General features: G+C 52.0%; 18 protein-coding genes and 2 pseudogenes. 12 read left to right on the forward strand and 8 right to left on the reverse strand.

The genetic code is table 11. From position 1 onward, the window contains the following. Nucleotides 1-799 (reverse strand): annotated as a pseudogene (locus tag HMPREF3164_RS11330) (hypothetical protein); the annotation flags it as partial. A 253-nt stretch (nt 800-1,052) separates the two neighbouring features. Further along, nucleotides 1,053-1,826, reverse strand: coding sequence for a hypothetical protein (locus HMPREF3164_RS05045; protein WP_070449365.1), 774 nt, complete (start codon nt 1,824-1,826; stop codon nt 1,053-1,055). Between the two features lie 250 nt (nt 1,827-2,076). Here HMPREF3164_RS05045 and HMPREF3164_RS05050 point away from each other — a divergent pair, with 250 nt between their 5' ends. The 6 genes from HMPREF3164_RS05050 (at nt 2,077) to HMPREF3164_RS05075 (ending at nt 7,473) form a co-directional block, all read left to right on the forward strand. Further along, nucleotides 2,077-2,928, forward strand: a complete 852-nt coding sequence (locus HMPREF3164_RS05050; RefSeq protein WP_070449367.1) for a PRD domain-containing protein — start codon at nt 2,077-2,079, stop codon at nt 2,926-2,928. 442 nt (nt 2,929-3,370) lie between these two features. Beyond that, nucleotides 3,371-4,360, forward strand: a complete 990-nt coding sequence (locus tag HMPREF3164_RS05055) for a mannose/fructose/sorbose PTS transporter subunit IIA (RefSeq protein WP_070449371.1) — start codon at nt 3,371-3,373, stop codon at nt 4,358-4,360. Beyond that, nucleotides 4,357-5,229: a PTS mannose/fructose/sorbose transporter subunit IIC gene (locus tag HMPREF3164_RS05060; RefSeq protein WP_070449374.1), complete on the forward strand. Its 873-nt coding sequence runs from the start codon at nt 4,357-4,359 to the stop codon at nt 5,227-5,229. The genes HMPREF3164_RS05055 and HMPREF3164_RS05060 overlap by 4 nt, the downstream gene beginning before the upstream one ends. Nucleotides 5,230-5,238: 9 nt before the next feature. Continuing rightward, complete coding sequence (locus tag HMPREF3164_RS05065) at nt 5,239-6,102, forward strand: PTS system mannose/fructose/sorbose family transporter subunit IID (RefSeq protein ID WP_070449377.1); 864 nt, start codon at nt 5,239-5,241, stop codon at nt 6,100-6,102. Nucleotides 6,103-6,206: 104 nt separating this feature from the next. Continuing rightward, nucleotides 6,207-6,974, forward strand: a complete 768-nt coding sequence (locus HMPREF3164_RS05070) for an HAD family hydrolase (protein ID WP_048755410.1) — start codon at nt 6,207-6,209, stop codon at nt 6,972-6,974. Nucleotides 6,975-7,044: 70 nt separating this feature from the next. Then, the gene (locus HMPREF3164_RS05075) at nt 7,045-7,473 is read left to right on the forward strand and encodes a hypothetical protein (RefSeq protein WP_048751402.1); all 429 of its coding nucleotides are present in this window, start codon (nt 7,045-7,047) and stop codon (nt 7,471-7,473) included. Between the two features lie 170 nt (nt 7,474-7,643). On the opposite strand, the gene HMPREF3164_RS05080 is transcribed toward HMPREF3164_RS05075, so the two are convergent. Then, a complete protein-coding gene (locus tag HMPREF3164_RS05080; RefSeq protein ID WP_048755412.1) occupies nt 7,644-8,531 on the reverse strand; it encodes a nucleotidyl transferase AbiEii/AbiGii toxin family protein in 888 nt (295 codons plus the stop codon). Then, nucleotides 8,528-9,358, reverse strand: coding sequence for a type IV toxin-antitoxin system AbiEi family antitoxin domain-containing protein (locus HMPREF3164_RS05085; protein WP_070449378.1), 831 nt, complete (start codon nt 9,356-9,358; stop codon nt 8,528-8,530). The genes HMPREF3164_RS05080 and HMPREF3164_RS05085 overlap by 4 nt, the downstream gene beginning before the upstream one ends. Nucleotides 9,359-9,454: 96 nt before the next feature. Here HMPREF3164_RS05085 and HMPREF3164_RS10885 point away from each other — a divergent pair. Beyond that, nucleotides 9,455-10,223 (forward strand): annotated as a pseudogene (locus tag HMPREF3164_RS10885) (LLM class flavin-dependent oxidoreductase); the annotation flags it as partial. A gap of 346 nt (nt 10,224-10,569) precedes the next feature. On the opposite strand, the gene HMPREF3164_RS05095 reads toward HMPREF3164_RS10885, so the two are convergent. The 4 genes from HMPREF3164_RS05095 to HMPREF3164_RS05110 all read right to left on the reverse strand — a co-directional run bounded on the left by HMPREF3164_RS05095 (nt 10,570) and on the right by HMPREF3164_RS05110 (nt 14,431). Then, nucleotides 10,570-10,938: a hypothetical protein gene (locus tag HMPREF3164_RS05095; protein WP_048751397.1), complete on the reverse strand. Its 369-nt coding sequence runs from the start codon at nt 10,936-10,938 to the stop codon at nt 10,570-10,572. A 9-nt stretch (nt 10,939-10,947) separates the two neighbouring features. Further along, entirely contained in the window at nt 10,948-11,379 is a 432-nt protein-coding gene (locus HMPREF3164_RS05100; RefSeq protein ID WP_048751395.1) for a hypothetical protein, read from the reverse strand. 172 nt (nt 11,380-11,551) lie between these two features. Further along, on the reverse strand, nt 11,552-13,288 hold the full coding sequence (locus HMPREF3164_RS05105; protein WP_070449380.1) for a cation:proton antiporter: 1,737 nt from the start codon (nt 13,286-13,288) through the stop codon (nt 11,552-11,554). A 252-nt stretch (nt 13,289-13,540) separates the two neighbouring features. Further along, nucleotides 13,541-14,431 (reverse strand): biotin synthase, encoded by an 891-nt coding sequence (locus HMPREF3164_RS05110; RefSeq protein ID WP_070449384.1) that lies wholly within the window; start codon nt 14,429-14,431, stop codon nt 13,541-13,543. 160 nt (nt 14,432-14,591) lie between these two features. Between HMPREF3164_RS05110 and HMPREF3164_RS11530 the strand changes: the two genes are divergently transcribed. The 5 genes from HMPREF3164_RS11530 (at nt 14,592) to HMPREF3164_RS05135 (ending at nt 18,344) form a co-directional block, all read left to right on the forward strand. Beyond that, a complete protein-coding gene (locus tag HMPREF3164_RS11530; RefSeq protein ID WP_037231446.1) occupies nt 14,592-15,185 on the forward strand; it encodes a TetR/AcrR family transcriptional regulator in 594 nt (197 codons plus the stop codon). Between the two features lie 126 nt (nt 15,186-15,311). Then, a complete protein-coding gene (locus HMPREF3164_RS05120) occupies nt 15,312-16,703 on the forward strand; it encodes a galactokinase (protein WP_070449387.1) in 1,392 nt (463 codons plus the stop codon). A gap of 101 nt (nt 16,704-16,804) precedes the next feature. After that, nucleotides 16,805-16,969 carry a hypothetical protein gene (locus HMPREF3164_RS05125; RefSeq protein WP_004005912.1) on the forward strand — a complete coding sequence of 55 codons (165 nt, stop codon included), beginning with the start codon at nt 16,805-16,807 and terminating at the stop codon, nt 16,967-16,969. A 231-nt stretch (nt 16,970-17,200) separates the two neighbouring features. Next, nucleotides 17,201-17,506, forward strand: a complete 306-nt coding sequence (locus HMPREF3164_RS05130) for a glutaredoxin domain-containing protein (RefSeq protein WP_070449389.1) — start codon at nt 17,201-17,203, stop codon at nt 17,504-17,506. Between the two features lie 19 nt (nt 17,507-17,525). Beyond that, complete coding sequence (locus HMPREF3164_RS05135) at nt 17,526-18,344, forward strand: shikimate 5-dehydrogenase (RefSeq protein ID WP_070449392.1); 819 nt, start codon at nt 17,526-17,528, stop codon at nt 18,342-18,344. Nucleotides 18,345-18,703 lie beyond the last annotated feature (359 nt).

Genomic DNA, 18,703 nt, shown 5'->3' on the forward strand with positions numbered 1-18,703 from the left:
TTCCAGGAACAGCCTCTTTAACAGGCATTCCCAAGGGCAGAGACTTACGAGGCTTGAGCGGAATAACACCGTTTTCAGGGACGATCTCATCAAGTTTATAGGTATCGGCGATCGAGCCTTCATCATGATCTTTCGGGGTCGTGACCATCTTCCACTCTAGCGGGGTAAGAGGTTTTTCCTCCCCCAACTTCGTGTTCTTTTTGATTGCCGTACCGTCGGGTTTTCCCGTTATAACCGCGTTCGTCCTTTCGGTAGATTCCCAGCTGCCGTCGGAACGCATCTCAACTTTTTCTGGGGATTCCTCACTCCCATATTTTTTCTCGATGGCCCACGTGCCGTCAGCATTAACGTGAGTTTTTTGTTCGCTGGAAGAATCTTTTTCGATTTTCTCCCAGGACCCATCGGCGTTGAGGGTAAATTCTTCCGTAGAATCTTCCGGATTTTTATTCTTCACCTGGAATGTGCCATCGGCGTTAACCGAAACCGATTCCGTGCGTCCGTTATTGTCTTCTTCGACAGTCCATGAACCGTCGTCCTTGAGCTTTACATTCTTCGTTGAATCCAAAGGCTTCTGATCAGAGCGCGGGCGCGATGTACCGGCCTTATTATCGTCAGTAAGCCCCACGATCTGTTTCTCATGCGACGTTGCAGAAGCTGATGAGGATGCGCCGGAACCGCCATGAGTAGAATCTTCCGAACCGATTCCTTGTACAGAGGTCGAGCAAGCACTGAGTGCCAGCATGAGAATACATCCGGCAGATAGGGGACCAAATACGCGAGTGTGATTATCATTCTTCATCGAAAATTTCCTTACGGCTATGTAGTCTATGCGGTGTTTAAAAATACCTTTAGTTTCAGTCTACGGTTCTTGGACAGACCCGATGCCGCTAACACCCCACGTTTTCTTCCAACACTCAGCGAATATAGAGTACGTTCCCATATTTCTTCCAGCAAAGCTCCAGATAGAAGGGCGTTTTAGACACAAAAAGGGTGGCGCATCCAGCCATACAATCTGGATGCGCCACCATACTACCGAGAGAAATTATTCGAGGTTACTGAGCCTTCTCCCCTGCTTTAAGCGGGGTACGCGGTTTGAGAGGAACAACGCTGTTGCCGCCTACACCGCCTTCAGCATAAGCAATCGGGTTTACAGGAACCGTCGAAGGGGTAAGCTCTTTCCCAACTTCGCGTTTCTCTTGGCCTGGTTTCTCTTGGTAGACCTTGCCGTCGGCAGTTCCGTAAAGGGTAGAGTACGAATCTACGCTGCGCCACGTTCCATCGGCCTTAACCTCCATGCCCCTAGCACCTTTAGTCAGATCCGTATCGCCGCTCTCGCGTACTCGAATCCAGCTGCCATCGGGGTTTACGTGAACTCGCTCGTTCCGTTGTGCGTCAAAGCTTTCCCAGGTGCCGTCGGCATTCAGATTAGCTTTATCGCCTTTACTATTAGTCCACTCCCAGGTGCCGTCGGCTTTGGTGGTCATGGTATGGCTCTCGCTCTTATACTCCCATGAACCATCCTCATGCACTGTCGCTCCAGGGTAGGGGTCTCCGTATGTCGAGGTTGGCCGCGGCTTACCGGCCTTATTATCATCGGTCAGGGCTTTTGAGGTAGCGCTCGAACTTGCCGAAGCCGAGGCGCTGGTGCTGCTGGAAGCTGAGGCGCTGGGCGATGCAGTTTCCGAGGCAGAAGCGCTCGCGCTCGACGAGCTGGCGGCGGAAGACGAAGGTGCCACGCTGTTCACCGAGGAGGAGCAGGCGCTCAGGGCGAGCACCGCAACAAGAGCGGCGGAAAGCGGCATCGCTAGACGACGAGGGTTATGCATAGAAGTCTCTTTCAACAGTGATTATTGCACGGTGTTTATAGCACCGACTTATTCATTCTATCGGCATCTCTCCATAAAATGCAGAATATATCCTTCATATTTTAGAAGGACTGCATCGTATTTTATGTTTATCGAGGTAAAAGGCGGCAAGCCTAGAGCGCATAGATTCGCTTTCTCACGGTAAATAGCACGAGGGGGCTGTAAAATCTTGAGAAAGCATTCGATACCGCCCACACGGAAGGAGGGATGCATGCGCATCAGCCGCATCTATAACAATAATGTCGCCCTCACCCGTGATTCCTACGGGCAAGAGGCGGTAGTTATCGGGCGCGGACTTGCCTTTGGTAAACGCAAGGGCGATCTGGTTGATCCAACTAAGGTCGAGCAGACATTCATTCCCGAACACGATATTTCCGCCGAGCGGCTCAGTTGGTCACTCTCCGAGATTCCCCCGGAGATTCTTGCTATTGCCTCCGAACTTGAAACGAAGGTTCGCAATACCCCCGATATTAAAATCGCGAATTCCTTCATCATTCCTTTCGCAGACCACCTGCACTATGCTGTTGCGCGCGCTCGCGAAGGACTGCAGGTTGATTATCCTCTCGCACCAGAGGTAACGCTGCTGTATCCGCGTGAAGTTGAGTTCGGGCGCCGGGCACTTGATCTGGTACATGAGCGTTTGCATCTCACCCTAGATCCGCAGGAAGCGATTCCTTTGGCGTTACATCTCGTCAATGCCCAGTTTGCAACGGCCGATATGTCACGGGCTTTCCGCATGACTGAGGTTTTTGCGCAGGTTTTTGATGTTATCGGAGCAACGTATGGTAAGCCGATAGACACAAATTCCATGTCGGCGGCGCGGTTTATTACCCATCTGCGTTATCTCTTCGTACGTGCCGATCGAGAGAACAATAAACAACAGCATATTACTCAGCCCGGTGTTTTGGCTGCGCTTCGGGCGGATGCGCCCCAAGCCTTCGCATGCGCACAAAAGGTTCTTCTACTATTAGAGATGCAGCTCAATCAGCCGTTACGCCAGGATGAGCTCACATATTTGACGATTCATATTGACCGCCTCGCCCAAGAGATGTGGGGTTCTTAAAATTTAAACTCATCACCTCCGTACAATAAAAATTCTCTTGACCGTAAATAATGCATGATTTTAATGTTTTATTCACGATCACAAGCATTTTTAGTCAAAATGTACCTTACCCCCTGACAAGCCCTTCCAAAACTCAATATATTCCCATATTGGAATATAAGAATATACGCTATTAGTTCATCAAAATACAGCAAATAACAGCTCTTTACCCCCTGTCCGACTGATAACCTTTCACGCTCTCCACCCTCTAGACCATGTCCTTAAGAACGACATAGTTTAGGTCACATATACTATATTTATGTGCCGAGCGGTTCTCGTGTAGAAGCATTTTTTCATATATTTTTCTCCATATTTAAAACCATTACCGACCGTGATATTCTCAAAGGGCTTAGACCCTTAAATACGGAAACAACACACATTCTGTAGTAACGAGAGGACCATCATGGTCACTATCATCGTGGCGGCACACGGGGAGTCAGCACCCGCGCTCTTAAAGACCGCCAGCATGATCCTCGGAAACCTCGATAACGTGTATCCGGTGACATTTCTCCCCGGGCAGGGTCCGGAAGATTTGATCGAAGAGTACACGCGCATCGTTGCGGAAACAGGATCCGAAGAAACCCTTATTCTCGTCGACCTCTTCGGCGGCAGCCCCTACAATGCAGGCGCTCGATTCGCGGCAGAACACGAAAATATTGATGTTGTCGCAGGCGTCAACGTGCCGATGCTCATCGAAGTTATCAGCGGCGCCGGTCGCAAAAATGCAACCCTCAAGAGCCTGGTCGCCAAAGCCCATAAGGCGGGCGTGAAGGGTATTCGCTCCTTCCAAGAAGCCAACCAACCGGTACAGGAAGAAAAGCCTTCTCAAGAGGCAAAACCCGCCAAAACACCGGCGGCACCGGAAATACCCGCAGAACAGCAGGTTGAAGGCGGGCATATGGATGCTATTTTCACGCGCATCGACTCCCGTCTTATTCACGGGCAGGTCGCGGGCACCTGGGTTCCTTACGTGGCACCGCAAACCTTTATTGCCGCATCGGATGCAGCCGCCCACGACAACCTCCGCAAGACCCTGCTGCTGCAGGTGGCGCCCGCCGGAGTCAAAACCAATGTGCTCGATATTGCTAAAGCGGGGCGCGTGTACAACAACCCCAAGTACACCGGCATGAAAACCATGTTTGTACTCGAATCCCCGGTCGATGTGGTGCGTCTAATAGACGAAGGCGTCGAAATTCCAGAGGTCAATGTTGGCGGCGTAACCTACAAAACCGGTATGACGCAGCTTTCTGAGGCCGTCTACGCGAGCGAAGAAGACCTCGACGCATACCGTGAGCTTCTCAAACGCGGCGTCAAGCTGTACGTACAGCAGCTTCCCAACCACAACCCCGTCGATCTGGCAAAAATTTTGAAAGAGAAAGGTCTCGACTCATGAGTCCCCTCGCATTTATTCTCGTCATTGTGGTGGCGTTCATTGCGGGTGTCGCATCCGTGGTGGACGAACGCCAGTTCCACCGTCCCCTGGTGGCATGTACCCTCATGGGTTTCGCCCTCGGAGACCCCACCACTGGCATTATCTTGGGCGGTATGCTCGAACTCATTGCCCTCGGGTGGATGAATGTCGGCGCGGCGATGGCACCCGATGCGGCGCTCGCATCATGTATCGCAACGGTCGTCGTCATTCACGGTCACCTTGATAAAGCGCAGGGCATCGCCGTTGCTATTCCGATTGCAGCAGCCGGGCAGGTGCTCACCATTTTCGTGCGAACTATTACCGTCTTCTTCCAGCATCAAGCCGACCGGTTCGCCCAAACGGCGAATTTCCGGGGTATTGAGCTCATGCATATCAGCGGCATGGTTCTGCAAGGTTTGCGCGTGGCTGTCCCAACCGCCGTGGTTGCCCTTATTAACTCCGAAACCCTGCAGAACTGGCTGCAGGCTATTCCTGCTGAAGTGACGAACGGCCTGCGCATCGCTGGCGGCATGATTACGGTGGTCGGTTTCGCTATGGTCATTAACATGATGAAGTCCCGCGCCCTCATGCCATTCTTCTTCCTCGGATTCATCGCGGCAGCCGCTATTCCGGCGTCCCAGGAAATCACGCTCAGCGGCGGCAACCATGATGCTATCGGCAACCTCGCCGCAACCCTGGCAGATCCCGCGCAGCTGAACCTAGTCGCGATCGGTATTGTCGGGGCGTGCCTGGGACTGCTGTACACCCAGCTGAATCCAATCTTCCATAAGAGTGAGGCGGCACCAGCAGCCGCACGCCCAGCCGACGACCTCGACAACGAGCTTGAGTAGGAGCGAATCATGACTGAGAAAACTCAAGAAAAAGTAACCGCAGAGGTTCCCGACCTCACCAAGCGCGACAAGATTGATACGTACATCCGCTCCACCTTCCTGCTCGGCTCCTTCAACTTCGAGCGTATGCAGGCCATTGGTTTTGCGGTGTCGATGATACCCGCGATTAAACGTTTCTACACCAAGAAGGAAGATCAGGCAGAAGCACTCACCCGTCACCTGGAGTTCTTCAACACCCAACCCTGGGTCGCGTCCTCCATTATGGGTGTGACTGCCGCTATGGAGCGCGAAAAGGCAGCCGGTAAAGAAGGTATTGATGATGCCGCCATTACCAACGTGAAGGTTGGTCTGATGGGACCGCTCGCAGGCGTGGGCGACCCGATTTACTGGGGTACCGCGCGCATCGTGCTGGCGGCGGTAGGTGCATCCTTCGCTATTGCGGGCAATATTCTGGGACCGCTGATTTTCTTCTTTGGCATGACCGCGATTCGGTGGGCTACCCGCTGGTACGGCTTCAAATATGGGTACGAAAAAGGTACCCAAATCGTGGGCGAAGCGGGCGGCAACACCCTGCAGAAGATTACGCAGGGCGCCTCGGTGATGGGCCTGTTCGTGATGGGGTCGCTCGTATACCGATGGACGACCATCAACATTCCGCTCAAGCTCACGGAATACGAACAAAACGGTAAGAACGTTGAGGTCACCGTGCAGTCGATGATGGATCAGCTGCTGCCCGGGCTCGCCGCACTGGCCCTGTGTTTCCTGTGCATGTGGCTTCTGCGCAAGAGGGTTAACGCCATTTGGATTATTTTCGGTCTCTTTGCCGTGGGTATTGCAGGTTCCTACCTCGGATTCCTGTCACTTCCCTCGTAAGCCCTAGTGACTGTTTAGCCACCCTGCGGGATGCGCGCTCCGGTAGACTGGTACCGGGCGCGCATCCCGTGATTTTTAGCCACCGCACAGACCTGAGGAATCCCATGAAAAAACTGATGGCATTCGACTTGGATGGAACTCTGCTTTTTGACCGGACCATCGACCCCGCGAATGTACAGGCTATTCACCGCTGGCAGCAGGCCGGGAATCTTGCGGTGTGTGCGACGGGGAAAAGTATTTTCGCCACGAAACTTGCCCTCGATAAAACCGGCGTAACCTTCGATTACAACGTGCTGTACACCGGCGCGGTTGTGACCGATGCCGAGTACAACATCCTGCACGCGCAAACTCTGCCGGTGTCAGTGGTGCGCGCCTGCTATGAACGGTTCAAAGAAGAACCGGGGGTCGCTCTTTTTGCCACGACTTTAACCCATGACTATCGTCTGGCGGATAATGTGGGGTCTTCGACTAATATTCTGCCCGAGTTCCTGCCGCTGGCAGAGTCCGAGATTGATACCCAAGATTATGTGGGCGTGCCCCTGTGGATTCCTGAAGACGATGCTCGCGAGCGCACCTACCGCTGGATTCTTGAGGAGTTCGGTGATTCAGTGGATTGTCACAAGAATCAGGATTTTCTGGATATTGTGCCCCCGCGGTGCACGAAGGCGACCGGGCTGGCGTGGCTTGTGGAGTATCTGAAACCGGTTGAGTATGAAACCTACACGATTGGGGATTCCTGGAACGATGTACCCATGCATGAGTGGGCGGATCATGCGGCGTCGTTCAGCTATTCCCCGGATGATGTGAAGGCGCGAACCGAGGTTTCGGTGGATCATGCGTGGGAGTTTATTGACTCTTCGTTGGGTGCGTAGATTCTACGTTTCACGTGAAACTTTTTGCGAAAACAACGTCTATAGATTGTTAAAGCGGGGTAGATGGCGAATGTCTTCAACAAATAAAGAGCGCAATCCCGAGAGTTTTGGCGATGCTTTTCGGCAGGCCGCCCGTGAGTCTTTGGTGAAGAACCAGCGCGAGCGTTCCAGCGATATTGTTTCTATTGCCCCGATTCAACTGGCGCTCGCCGCGTTGGCTATAGGTATTTATGCCCTGTGGAATAGTTGGTTGTGCTTGATTCCGCTGGGAGTGGTGCTGGTGCTCATGTGGGTGCGGTACACCATGCAGCGGCAGATTTCCCGCGATTTTGCGCAGCTGGATGCGGCGCGCACGGCTTGGCGTAAAACCCGCGATAAGCAGTATTTAGAGTTTATGGCGGAGAATGCCGGGCGCATCCTGAAGGAGAATAAGGCGCTGACCAAGGATGCGCGCAAGCGTGTGCAGGAGTACGCCGACTACGCCTCATCCCGGCTTTAATCCGCTGCCCCCGTTTTCCCGCGAAAGAAAGGCTCTTTCATATGGACGAAAGAGCCTTTTGCAGCGATTCTGCCTGCTGAGTAGTACACCCAGGGGTGTTTTGATCACCCCTGCCGAGTACGTTGCTGCATTTATTACATATATGTAATAAATGCAGCAACGTACCTAACCTAAACCCATGCTTCCCCATTCCAGACTTCTTCTTTAAGTTCTCCCTTCATCACCTGATCCAAGAAATTTTGGGCAAAATTTTGAGCTTGAGAATACGACTCTGGGAACATTTGGGGTTCATCTACTGATTTTGCGATAAGTTTCCTGTATTCCTGATCATTCCAGTTCTCAGGGAAAATTAACCCCTGACAATATGGGTCAAGGTTATTTTCTAGCCTTTTAGCTTCCAGTGCTTTGTACAGATCTGCCGCACGTATCCCAAGAGACTGCTGCGCAAGTACTGGAATATCAATAAGATCTTTAATACGTGTGCTCCGAGAACCGCAATGTCCTACCCCTGGATATACCTGCATAGTTGCAGTTACTTTATCTGCAATATGATCTACCAGTGGATATAGGCTAATATTAGGCATTTCAGGAACATCAAAGACTTCTGCTAAATCATTTCCTGGATAGGATTCATAAGGGGCTGTCGTTATATCTCCCACAACAAGGTCAATATCAATCGGAGAGCATACCGGAGCTCCTGATGCTTTCGAAAGTATGGAAACTTGAAGTTTTCGCCCTGCTTTATCACCCGGCATGACGATATTACCTTTTTCTCGTAGCCTCATCACAACATCATCAGGCGGTATATGTGCGGGGTTTCGGATAAGAATATCCTGTAATGCTTTGTGAGCATCCTGGATAGTTGATTGTGTACTGAAAAGGTCAATATCCCTAGTAGCACGGGCTTTCGTATCTCGCCATAAAAGCGCATTACCCCCTTTGAGAACCCAACCGTGTGGTGATGCCCCAAATATACGTGCTAATACAATGGCACGGTTAAATTCCGCGTCCCGTCGAGCGGGTGCAATATCAGAATATCTTCCTTTACCATCTTTCACTGAGGTGCGTGCCTGAAGGTATGTTCGTGCCAAGATTCTTCTTTCATGGTCGTGTTTTTATAAATTTTCCGGGATATTTCAACTCGATCTGAGGGATAGATGATATCGGGATTACCAATATGCCCACGACCCTCAACCGGCATAATTTTTTCGCCAGATTCTAGGTATGAATCCAAAGCCGGATGCGCAGAAACACGTGTTTCAATCCTGGTTTTGAGAAGCTCACCCATAATCCAAGGTGCGGACGCCGAGTAAACCCTGTAAGAGTACTTGTGCACTGCATCCACAACATCAGACCAGTGAACCTCATACTCTTTCTGAATAAGTTCCTGCAGAACGAGTGAAACCTTCTCAAGGTCGCGGCCTTCCCGCAAGAAATCACAGATCAGTCGGGTTGGAGGAACCAAGGGAAGACCTTCAACAATAGTGGCTTCAGCAGACATATCTTGGCGACGCGACAGACGAATATCCTCGAAAGAGATCTGCTTACGCTCCCGTGAATAAAACTCGTACTGCTGTGTATAGAAGTCGCCTACCCCATATACTTCGGCCGCAGAGGCAGAAGCAACAATAAATTGGGGAGAATCCCACAGTCTCTCCCCCGCACTCTTTTTGGGGTCCAGCGAAAGCCACGCCGCGCGAAGATCGCGATGGATATCCCAGCGAGCAGAGGACAAAACGTACACACCTCGCCGCACCTGCTGTACATACCCTTGACGCACTTTACGATGCAGAGTCGCACGGCTTACCCCGCGCACATCCACCTGTGCCGAGGTTATGAGCCCATACTGTTCGCCCGCAAGAACTTCTACGTCTAGCCATCCCATACTGAGATTATTTCATATATGAAACAAAAACAGTAATATTTGAGATTACAAACTCATTTTAGAAGGTCTTATACTCACGACTGCCTCACAAGAACCTGGTTCGGCAAGGATATTCGCGAGGGCGTAAACCTCGCTATCGAGAACTATGCTCTGTTGCATAAGCTCTGGCGCGAAGAGCGTGTGAACAGGTCGGGGCGCTTCCGCACGCCGCTCAACGGATTTACCTCAACCCCGCGCCCGCTCAACGGTGTTGCCCCGTTCGTATGACACGGCAGCATCCGTACTCCCAAAATTGCGGAGCAGGCGGCATACTACGGCGACGGCTTCTTCCACAACAACATCTTCTGGCCTAAGGAACACACGCAGCGCATGATTGAGCTGTACCGCGAACGCTACGAATATTACAGTCACGGCAGTGCCGATCAGGCTATCGTAGGTCTGAGTGGGCAGATCTTTATGCGCAAGAATTCACAGGATGCGCGCCGCGAGTTCCGCCCCTTCTTTGATAGCGCCCCGGTCTACGGCGGCGGTCCGTCGATGGAGGACTTCATGGAGCAGACCCCATTGACCGTGGGTTCGCCGCAGGAAGTTATTGAGAAGACCTTGAGTTTCCGCGATTATGCGGGCGATTACCAGCGTCAGATGTTCCTGATCGACATGTGGTCTGGAGTTAAAGACCGTGCTGGAATAGCTCGATCTGTTGGGTGAAGAGGCTGTGCCAGTACTGCGCAGGGAGTTTGCAGCTCTGAAACCCGCCCACGTGCCGGAGGCACCCACCCACACCTCGCTGATTGACTGTAAGGAACGCGGTGAAGCGCCCATTCTCGGCGGTACGCGTGCTCAGCAAGCCCAGCGGGCTGCGTAATTCAGCAGTGCATTCTTTGGCATTACCAAGGGTGCCTCAGTTATCAATACCGGTTCGGGCGATGATCCGCATCGCCTTACAGTCACCCCGTTTGAGCAGCTTCTTCAGGATGCTCACGACGGGTAACGATTATCTCGCGTGTGGTTAGATATAGGGGTGGGCGGACTATCAAAATCCGCCTACCGTTATATTCTTATTTTGGAATATATACCTTTTGACATGGCAATATTCCATCATTGATATAAGAAAATGTAGGGGAGATTCAGCACAACAGTGCATCGAATCTCCCCTTGCTATCAGGTTTTCCGTGAGGGCGAATATACGCCACGCTTATTTTCTGAAGGTCTTACGTTCTTTTTACAGAAGCAGTATCTTTTGCCCCATTCTCCACAACCTCTGGAGCATCAGGAAGATCCTCCGGCAGAGGGTCTGCATCCATATCCACAGCCGGTTCAGCAACTTCTTCATCAAGACGCTGCACCACCGGTTCGCCGATCTTTAGTTCTGATTCATCGGGACGTTTGAGCTGAGCGCCAAGATGAGTCAGTTGATCGCGGTTAACCAAGACAACTAATACCAAAGCGTTCAGAAAAAGACCGACGATAAAGAAAATCCAGCCGATCAGCATAAACCTTCCTCCACTGAGCACAGCACCTACTATCAGCAGTGCCGCCGAGCATAGATATGCGGGTGAGAGAAGGAATTTTGTGTTCATAGCAGACCTTTAGCGAACGTTTGAGCGTGGGTGAGAGCCTCGTGAACCGTTGGGTTTTGAGGGAAGAACTCCAAGCTTACCGGCATCAGACTCGCGGGTCGAAGACTGCGCGGCTTCATCCGATGCGGAGTTTTCTTCTTCACCATCATAAGCCCCGTCATCACCCTCAGGACTGTCATGACGCTCCGTATTTTTATCGCGCATAGCGCCCACAAGGTTATTTTCCATCTCACTTAAGCTTGTCACCAAAGCGGGCGTAGGCTCTCCTTGAGCCTTGGAAATAGTGACCATGTGTGCAAGAACATTCAATCCCAGCGCGGCAAGAACTAGAATCCATCCGAGCCACAGCAGCCATGTCTGTGAGAGGCTAATCAGCAAGGCACCGACCACGATAAGAAGTAGGGAGGTGAGATAGGCGGGCGAAAGTTTTTTAGAATTCATGGGTTTTCACAGCTTTTCAATTATAAAGAAACGCATAAAATATTCGTATACATTATGCGTTTGAACGGCGTAAAATTCCTCTTAATCCAATTTTAGATGATATGAGGTCTCAAAGCATTTCATACCGTGAATTTCCTTAATTTTCCCAGGTTCACGGTGTGAAAATCATAGCTTAACGTTGTTCATCAAATATGGCATTAGAAACATATGGCGAAGAAGGGGCGTCCTTCACGATGGGAATAGTCGAAGTTCCCAGATGACTGCGGAGCATGTTATACCTTTCAAGAGCTACGGCAGGCAACGAAGGCAGAATAAAGTTATTATTCGTGCGCACATTCTCAGCCTGAACCAGAATATCCAACTTACGAATTACTCGGGAAACATCGTGGGAATCGTAACGATCCTGAGCTGAAATCACTGCACGCTGTGCCGCCATCAGCGCCGCATCACGCAGACGAATATAGTCGCTTCGCTTATCCTTGAGCTTTTCGATATGGGGCTTATATTCCTCAGGCAGGCTCTCGATAATCTCGTCGCGGCGAGTAATAGCGGTGTACATATCCTTCACGCGAGCGTAGGTCTCTGGATCAACCGTTGCCTTTGCTTCTTCCTGCAGGGCTTCCAAAGCCGCATTCTGAGCCAGTTTGAGCAGTTCTGGAACGGCGGTATCTTCCTCATGGTTCACCTGCACCTTCAAGATCCTCACCACAAACGGCAGGGTCAGTCCGGGCACCACGAGGGTAAAGAACAGAACCGAAATCATCATCACGATAGCGTCTTCGCGCACCTGTTCCATACCGTCGATCATGGGAATAGAGAGCGCAAGAATCAGGGTCACTAGGCCGCGCATCCCCGACCAGGTCATCACGATAACCTCGGCGAAGGATTCAGGAGCGCCTTCATGCACCGGGCGGGCAGCCTTACCAATCAGCCAGATTACCGAGAACCACACAAGACGAATTATCATTGCGACCACAGCAATAACGGCACCATCGACGAAGAGACCGGCAATACGCTCTGAGTTGGCTTTATAGATAATTTCGCTCGCCTGCAGACCGATCAGCCCGAAAGCAATACCGGTCATAAGCAATTCAATAATCTGCCAGAAAGATGAGGTCGTTAGACGATCCTCTGCTTCTAAGGCCACCAAATACTTAGTGCTGGTGAATTGAATTGCGGCAATCACCACGGCAATAACGCCGGATGCATGAATATTTTCTGCCACCAGGTAGGCAGCGAAGGGAATCACAAGAGTTACGGCATTTCTCGTCACCACATCGTGGGCGCGCAGACGCACATAACCACCGATCCAGCCAAACGCAAAACCGATAATAACCGCTAGAACCGAGCCTAAAGCGAAGTCCCTCATAACTTCGAGTGGTTCGATGGCGTGGTGCTCCTCCATCGAATGAATAGCAGCATGAAAGAGCACAATCGATATAGCATCGTTGAAACTACCCTCAGTCTGAAGCGTGCCAATCAGACGTCGTGGAATACCGACAGGCTCGGCAACGGCCTCAACAGCAACGGGGTCAGGGGGTGAAACCGCGGCACCAAGTGCCAGAGCGACAGCAACCGTCATTCCGGGAACCCACCACAGGGCAACACCGGCAACGGCAAGCGCAGATGCCGTGGTGAGCAGCACCGAATAAAGGAGAACAGATTTCCAGCGGCGCCGGAGTGTACCCCAGGAGAACTTTACGCCAATGGCCCACAGCAGCGGCGGCAGAAAGATCGGCAGAATAATATCGCTGTCGATTTCAATATGGGGTCGATCGGGAGGTAGCAGCAGCGCTCCAACACCCAGGATGGTTATCATCACGGGCCAGGGAAGATTAAGGCGATCGCCAACGCTCACCATAATGACTGTTGCAAGTAGAATCAGAACTATAACGGATAAGTAGAGCATTGTCTCTCGTATCAACCCCTTGTATTTTTAGATACACTCACACTCAACTTTACCGGAGAGTCACAGGTAACAGCCCTTCTCGCAGGAGAGTTCGGGTAATGTTCACCTACAAGACGAATAACCGTAAGGTAATACTATTCCAATTTTGGAATATATCGCTTTTACCCCGCAAAGACAGGGAACCCCTTCACCAAAATCAGCCTCTGCGAACTTGGTGAAGGGGCAATTATATTCCGTGAGGGAAGCTAGATGCTATGCCGACCCACAGCCGCCGGAACCGCATCCGCACCCACCAGAAGCGGCAGGTTTCGGAACCTCAACCGGCTGAGCGGACTCGTGCCCGCCGCAGCATCCACCTTCGGAATGCGCATGTTGTTCTGTCGAGACGGAATCGGAACCGCAGCCGCCCGACCCACAGCCGCATCCGCCCGAGGATGCGGCAGGCTCGCTTTCGTGTCCGCCACAGCATCCGCCGCCATCAACGGAACCGCAGGCTGAGCCGCGTGCCTCACGGTGACCTATCAAATCAACGCCGAGCTCCGAAAGATACGCTAGGTACCCAGCGAGCGCATCACGACTGCCCGAACCGGCGATCACAATCCCGCCGTGACGCAGTGCTTTGAGGGTTTCATTCACGAGCGGCCAACGCTCAATATCATCGGTAATGGTAATAGCACTCACAATATGCATGGCCAGAGATGCCAGCGAACGCAGCGACTCTTCATAGCCTTCGGGAAGGTGAATAACCTTATCGGGGGCGGCAAGCCGCAAGACAGAGAGGATGCGCATCAGCGTCATCGGAACCGCCTGCTGAGGTAGTTTTACGGTAATGCCGGTAGATTTCCCAGCTCCTAAAGCCACCATCCGGTCAGCGAGTTCATGAGAATCAATATCTTGGCTTATATCTAAAATTTCATAAGAATCAATAGAAATTGAACGTGTACCTAATGCTTCAGCTAATTCCTCATCTTCAGTATGAATTGCTATTACATTGCGAAATTCTTGGCGGCGAAGTGCAGATGCTGCTTCAATAAGCGCAAAATCTTGACCGTCTTCAGTGCTCAGAAGCGACTGCGCTTCATCGCGGGTCAATCCCTCTCCCCCGCTAATGCGTGCCACAAGTTCGGAATATGCGTTACTCATACCATTTATTAAACACCTACGTAAGCCTCAATTTTTACAGTTATGCCACTAGCAATTTCTATAGTTTTCTACATAAATACAATTACTTCTTCATACTCTTTACGAGAATTTATAGGTGTTTTTCATGACAGCAGAGAGATTTCACCCGTAAAATAGACGTGTGGTACTTTCTCAAGCAAAAATTTTAGACACAGCATTTGATCTTCTGGTAACCAATGGTTTAGCGGATTTGTCGATGCGCCGTTTGGCGGCTGAACTTCAAGTTGCTCCCGGCGCCCTCTATTACCATGTCAAGAATAAACAGCACCTTTTGGTGCTTCTTGCGAACTATATCTTGGATAAGAAAGCTCCAAAGGAGCTTCTTATGCCCGCGGATTCTAAGGATCCAGAGGCAGTGAAAGAGTCCTTGATCGTGCGCGGACAGGTTCTTTTCGAGACTATTTATTCCATTCCAGAATTTCCTGAAGTTATTCGCCTGGCATTGGCAACTAATCCCGAGCGGCTCAAACCCGTGGCGGCTATTGCCTACGACGCTCAAAATATGGGGTTTGAGCCTGGAGAGGCGCTGCGCCGCGCCCGCATGCTCATTCACCTTGCCTTGAGCCTGGTGGAAGAGGCACAGGCTATTCCTGTATTGACTTCGCTGACTGCGGAAGCCGAAGAGAATCCCCTGCAGGAAATTCCTAAGCCGGTGTGTGAAGCATATACGGCTGATATTTCCACCGCGATCGATGGGCTCATGCTCTCCAAATAATTCCCGCATACAGATGCATATGCATCAGCCGGGGCTGCTGTCGTTGTGCAGTCGTGCCCCGGTGCGCAGGCGTGCAGATGGTATGTTGAAGAGTACCGTTTTATCGCATTGCCTGAATGGAGTTCTATGACGACCACCGCAATCCCGCAGTGGGCTTCTCTGCCCGAACATCAGGATGAAATTCAGCGGGTACGCCAAGAGTTTCGACAGACCTATCGTAAAGAGCCCGATGGGGTGTGGTCCGCACCTGGTCGTTTGAACCTCTTGGGTGAATACATCGACTTTCTAGGTGGTTCGTGCATGCCCATGCCGCTACCCTACCGTACCTACATTGCGGGGTCGCTGCGCCGAGACGGGGTGCTGCGCGCATCCTCTCTGCAGATGCCCGGAGACGAACGCACAATCGTGATTCGGGATATTCAACCCGGGCATATTAAGGGCTGGTTCACCTATGTTGCCGGTGTTGCGTGGGCGATGAATCATGAGGGTGGTCGCGATATTATGCTTCCCGGTCAGTTCGGGGCTGATTTGCTCATTAACTCGCGGGTTCCCGTGGGAGGGGGGCTTTCTTCGTCCGCCGCTTTAGAATGCTCCACAGCACTGGCACTTCTTGACCTTTCCTGTCCGCTGCGCCCCGGTTGCCCGGATACAGATGCGGTTCCTTCCGACCGCTCCCCCGATAACGATGCACTCCGGGCTCGCCTGGCACAGGTGTGCATCACCGCAGAGAACAAGGTTGCGGGCGCCCATACCGGCGGACTCGATCAGACGGCGTCGCTGCGGTCAAAGCCAGGTCAGGCTTTGGTCATCGATTTCCGTGATTTTTCGATAGACCCTATTCATCTGAACCTGCAGAAGCACGGGCTAAGTTTTCTTGTTGTTGATACGAATACCCCGCACGCGCTTGCACATAATGGTTTTGCCGACCGGCGTGCCGCCTCTGAATCGTGTGCGAAAGCGCTTGGTCTCACCTTTCTGCGTGATGCTCTCCCCGAAGATCTTTCGTGTGCACACCACGATGAGCGTGAGGCTAAAGAGTGGCGTTTGGAACTAGTAGATTCTTCGGTTAATCGTTCTCTGACAGCGTTGGAGGAACGTGAGGATCCGGCGACTTTCCCGCGCGGCTGGGTTCGCCATGCGTTTCACGATATGACGCTGGTGGGGCGCGCCAGCTACCTGCTCAAACATGCGGATGAGCTGGGGTATCGGGCTTTTGAAGAGGCTGGGCGCATCTTTACCGAGTCCTTTATTTCGATGCGCGACGAGCTTCGCGTCTCCCGCCCGGAGATCGACGTTGCGGTTGAAGCTTGCCTGGCACACGGGGCCCTAGGGGCGCGCATCGTTGGAGGCGGTTTCGGCGGCGCCGTGATGGCTCTTGTTAAAACATCCCGACTTGAGGAAACAGCTCAGGCGATCGCCCAAGCATACGCCGAACACGGGTACGCCGAGCCTCGTTTTCTGCCGATGGTTGCCGGTTTTCCTGCGGATTGTGATTGGCTCTCGGAGAACTTTAGATAAATTTCACCCTAACTCATGTCATGATATTTCGAGGGTTGTTTATACTCTGTACAACCTCTACACTGTGTTTCAACCAGTCACCCAAAATAAAGGAGAGTCTTATGGGTTTCGATCCGAAGAACATCGTCGAGCAGGGCATCGACAAGGCAAAGAACCTCGTTAACGACAAGGCAGGTAAGGAAGTCGTCAACGACGAGCACACCTCGAAGGCTGAAGAGGTCGTCAATGAGAACGTCCAGAAGATTACCGATAAGTTCGGTAAGTAAGACTCTAGTCTTCAAGAATTCCCCGCATTCATTTTCATGATGCGGGGAATTTTTCTGTATTCGAAGGCCTTTACCAGCAGATTCATGATTCTTTCGCCTATGCTGGAATTATTGTCTCAAACGCTCTGTTTTTGTAGTGTTAGATAGCCCGCATGCAGTCTGTTGCTTTACCCCGATGGGTCACAGTAACCGCGGCGGGCTCCCTATTGTGTTATACCTTTGGAGATCAAAATGCTCGAACGTCAACAAGCAACCCAAGAAGACGCACGCAAAGTTCAGGAAGACGGCGGAGTCGTCATCTATTGGCGCCCTGGATGCCCCTTCTGCGAGCGCCTCGATTCGTCGTTAGGCGACCTGGGCAATCATGCAACCTGGGTCAATATTTGGGAGGATCCTCAGGCGGAGGCCCATGTGAAGAACCTCAACGACGGCAACGCGGTTGTTCCCACGCTCGATACCGGCGATATGCATTTCGTAGTGGCTGACCGACAAGCCCGCGAAAAAGCCGCAACTCTCATTCGCAACACTCTTTCCTAAACCGCCGAAGGACTCCCCTATGCCGCGTCCACCGCTGAACCGCGATACGACCCTTTGCATTTCCCTGTCTGGACGACCGTCAAACCACGGTATCAAGTTCCACAATTATCTGTACGAGAAACACGGCCTTGATTACCTGTATAAGGCGATGACAACCACGGATATTGAGGGTGCTATCGCGGGTGTGCGCGCCCTGGGTATTCGCGGATGTTCCGTTTCTATGCCCTTCAAACAAGCGGTTATTCCGCTCATGGACGAGGTCGATCATTCGGCGCAGGTCATTGGGGCGGTCAATACTATCGTCAATACGGACGGGCACCTGCACGCCTACAATACCGACGTGATTGCGGTAGCTTCCTTGCTGAAGTCGCATGCTGTTGATCCTAAACTGCCGTTTCTTCTGCGCGGTTCAGGAGGCATGGCGGCGGCCGTTGCGGGTGCCTTCTACGATGCTGGGTTCCGGGCGGGCACTATTATCGCTCGCAATGAGGATGCAGGCACGGCGCTCGCGCACCGGTACGGGTATGCGTGGGTGCCTGAACCCGGCGATCTTACCGCCCCAGTGATTGTGAATGTTACCCCGATCGGTATGTCTGGCGGTGCCGAGAGCGAGCAGTTGGCATATCCGCAACCCACGATTGAGGCGGCGTCGGTGGTATTCGATGTTGTGGCGATGCCTGTGGAAACCCCGCTGATTCGTGTTGCTCGCGCTGCCGGTCGTGAGGTTATCACGGGCGGCGAGGTGATTGCTCTGCAGGCAGCTGAACAATTCCGGCTGTATACGGGCGTCACGCTTAGCCCCGATGACATTGCTCAGGCTGAGGCGCAGGCGAACTAGTCTGTACAAGCGTTCCTCTGGGTGCAGTTCGTTGATCGAGCTGCACCCGTTTTTTGTAATTACACATCCTGGGTTTTAAGTTTTCCACAGGTGGGGATAAACATGGGGAAAACCTTACATGCCTGTAATTTCGAGATGATAAAGCCTTCTATCCACAGGTAACTACGGGGTACTAACAAATGTGAAATTACATCACTGTAGTTATTCACAGTGTGGAAAACTCATGTGGATAATCAAAAAATACAGGTGCTTTTCTGTGTTTTAAAGCAATCGGTGAGCCGCAGTATCCCGCCCTGTCCCCATGGGGAAACTTGGGATACTGCGGCCCACCAAAAATTAGTTATCCACAGGTTTTTCGA

Source organism: Rothia sp. HMSC08A08, assembly GCF_001808385.1.
GTDB lineage: Bacteria > Actinomycetota > Actinomycetes > Actinomycetales > Micrococcaceae > Rothia > Rothia dentocariosa.

Bases quoted from the DNA above. Each gene is read 5' to 3' on its own strand.
- HMPREF3164_RS05045 (WP_070449365.1), bottom strand. From the start codon at position 1,826: ATGCATAACCCTCGTCGTCTAGCGATGCCGCTTTCCGCCGCTCTTGTT.
- HMPREF3164_RS05050 (WP_070449367.1), top strand. From the start codon at position 2,077: ATGCGCATCAGCCGCATCTATAACAATAATGTCGCCCTCACCCGTGAT.
- HMPREF3164_RS05055 (WP_070449371.1), top strand. From the start codon at position 3,371: ATGGTCACTATCATCGTGGCGGCACACGGGGAGTCAGCACCCGCGCTC.
- HMPREF3164_RS05060 (WP_070449374.1), top strand. From the start codon at position 4,357: ATGAGTCCCCTCGCATTTATTCTCGTCATTGTGGTGGCGTTCATTGCG.
- HMPREF3164_RS05065 (WP_070449377.1), top strand. From the start codon at position 5,239: ATGACTGAGAAAACTCAAGAAAAAGTAACCGCAGAGGTTCCCGACCTC.
- HMPREF3164_RS05070 (WP_048755410.1), top strand. From the start codon at position 6,207: ATGAAAAAACTGATGGCATTCGACTTGGATGGAACTCTGCTTTTTGAC.
- HMPREF3164_RS05075 (WP_048751402.1), top strand. From the start codon at position 7,045: ATGTCTTCAACAAATAAAGAGCGCAATCCCGAGAGTTTTGGCGATGCT.
- HMPREF3164_RS05085 (WP_070449378.1), bottom strand. From the start codon at position 9,358: ATGGGATGGCTAGACGTAGAAGTTCTTGCGGGCGAACAGTATGGGCTC.
- HMPREF3164_RS05095 (WP_048751397.1), bottom strand. From the start codon at position 10,938: ATGAACACAAAATTCCTTCTCTCACCCGCATATCTATGCTCGGCGGCA.
- HMPREF3164_RS05100 (WP_048751395.1), bottom strand. From the start codon at position 11,379: ATGAATTCTAAAAAACTTTCGCCCGCCTATCTCACCTCCCTACTTCTT.
- HMPREF3164_RS05105 (WP_070449380.1), bottom strand. From the start codon at position 13,288: ATGCTCTACTTATCCGTTATAGTTCTGATTCTACTTGCAACAGTCATT.
- HMPREF3164_RS05110 (WP_070449384.1), bottom strand. From the start codon at position 14,431: ATGAGTAACGCATATTCCGAACTTGTGGCACGCATTAGCGGGGGAGAG.
- HMPREF3164_RS05120 (WP_070449387.1), top strand. From the start codon at position 15,312: ATGACGACCACCGCAATCCCGCAGTGGGCTTCTCTGCCCGAACATCAG.
- HMPREF3164_RS05125 (WP_004005912.1), top strand. From the start codon at position 16,805: ATGGGTTTCGATCCGAAGAACATCGTCGAGCAGGGCATCGACAAGGCA.
- HMPREF3164_RS05130 (WP_070449389.1), top strand. From the start codon at position 17,201: ATGCTCGAACGTCAACAAGCAACCCAAGAAGACGCACGCAAAGTTCAG.
- HMPREF3164_RS05135 (WP_070449392.1), top strand. From the start codon at position 17,526: ATGCCGCGTCCACCGCTGAACCGCGATACGACCCTTTGCATTTCCCTG.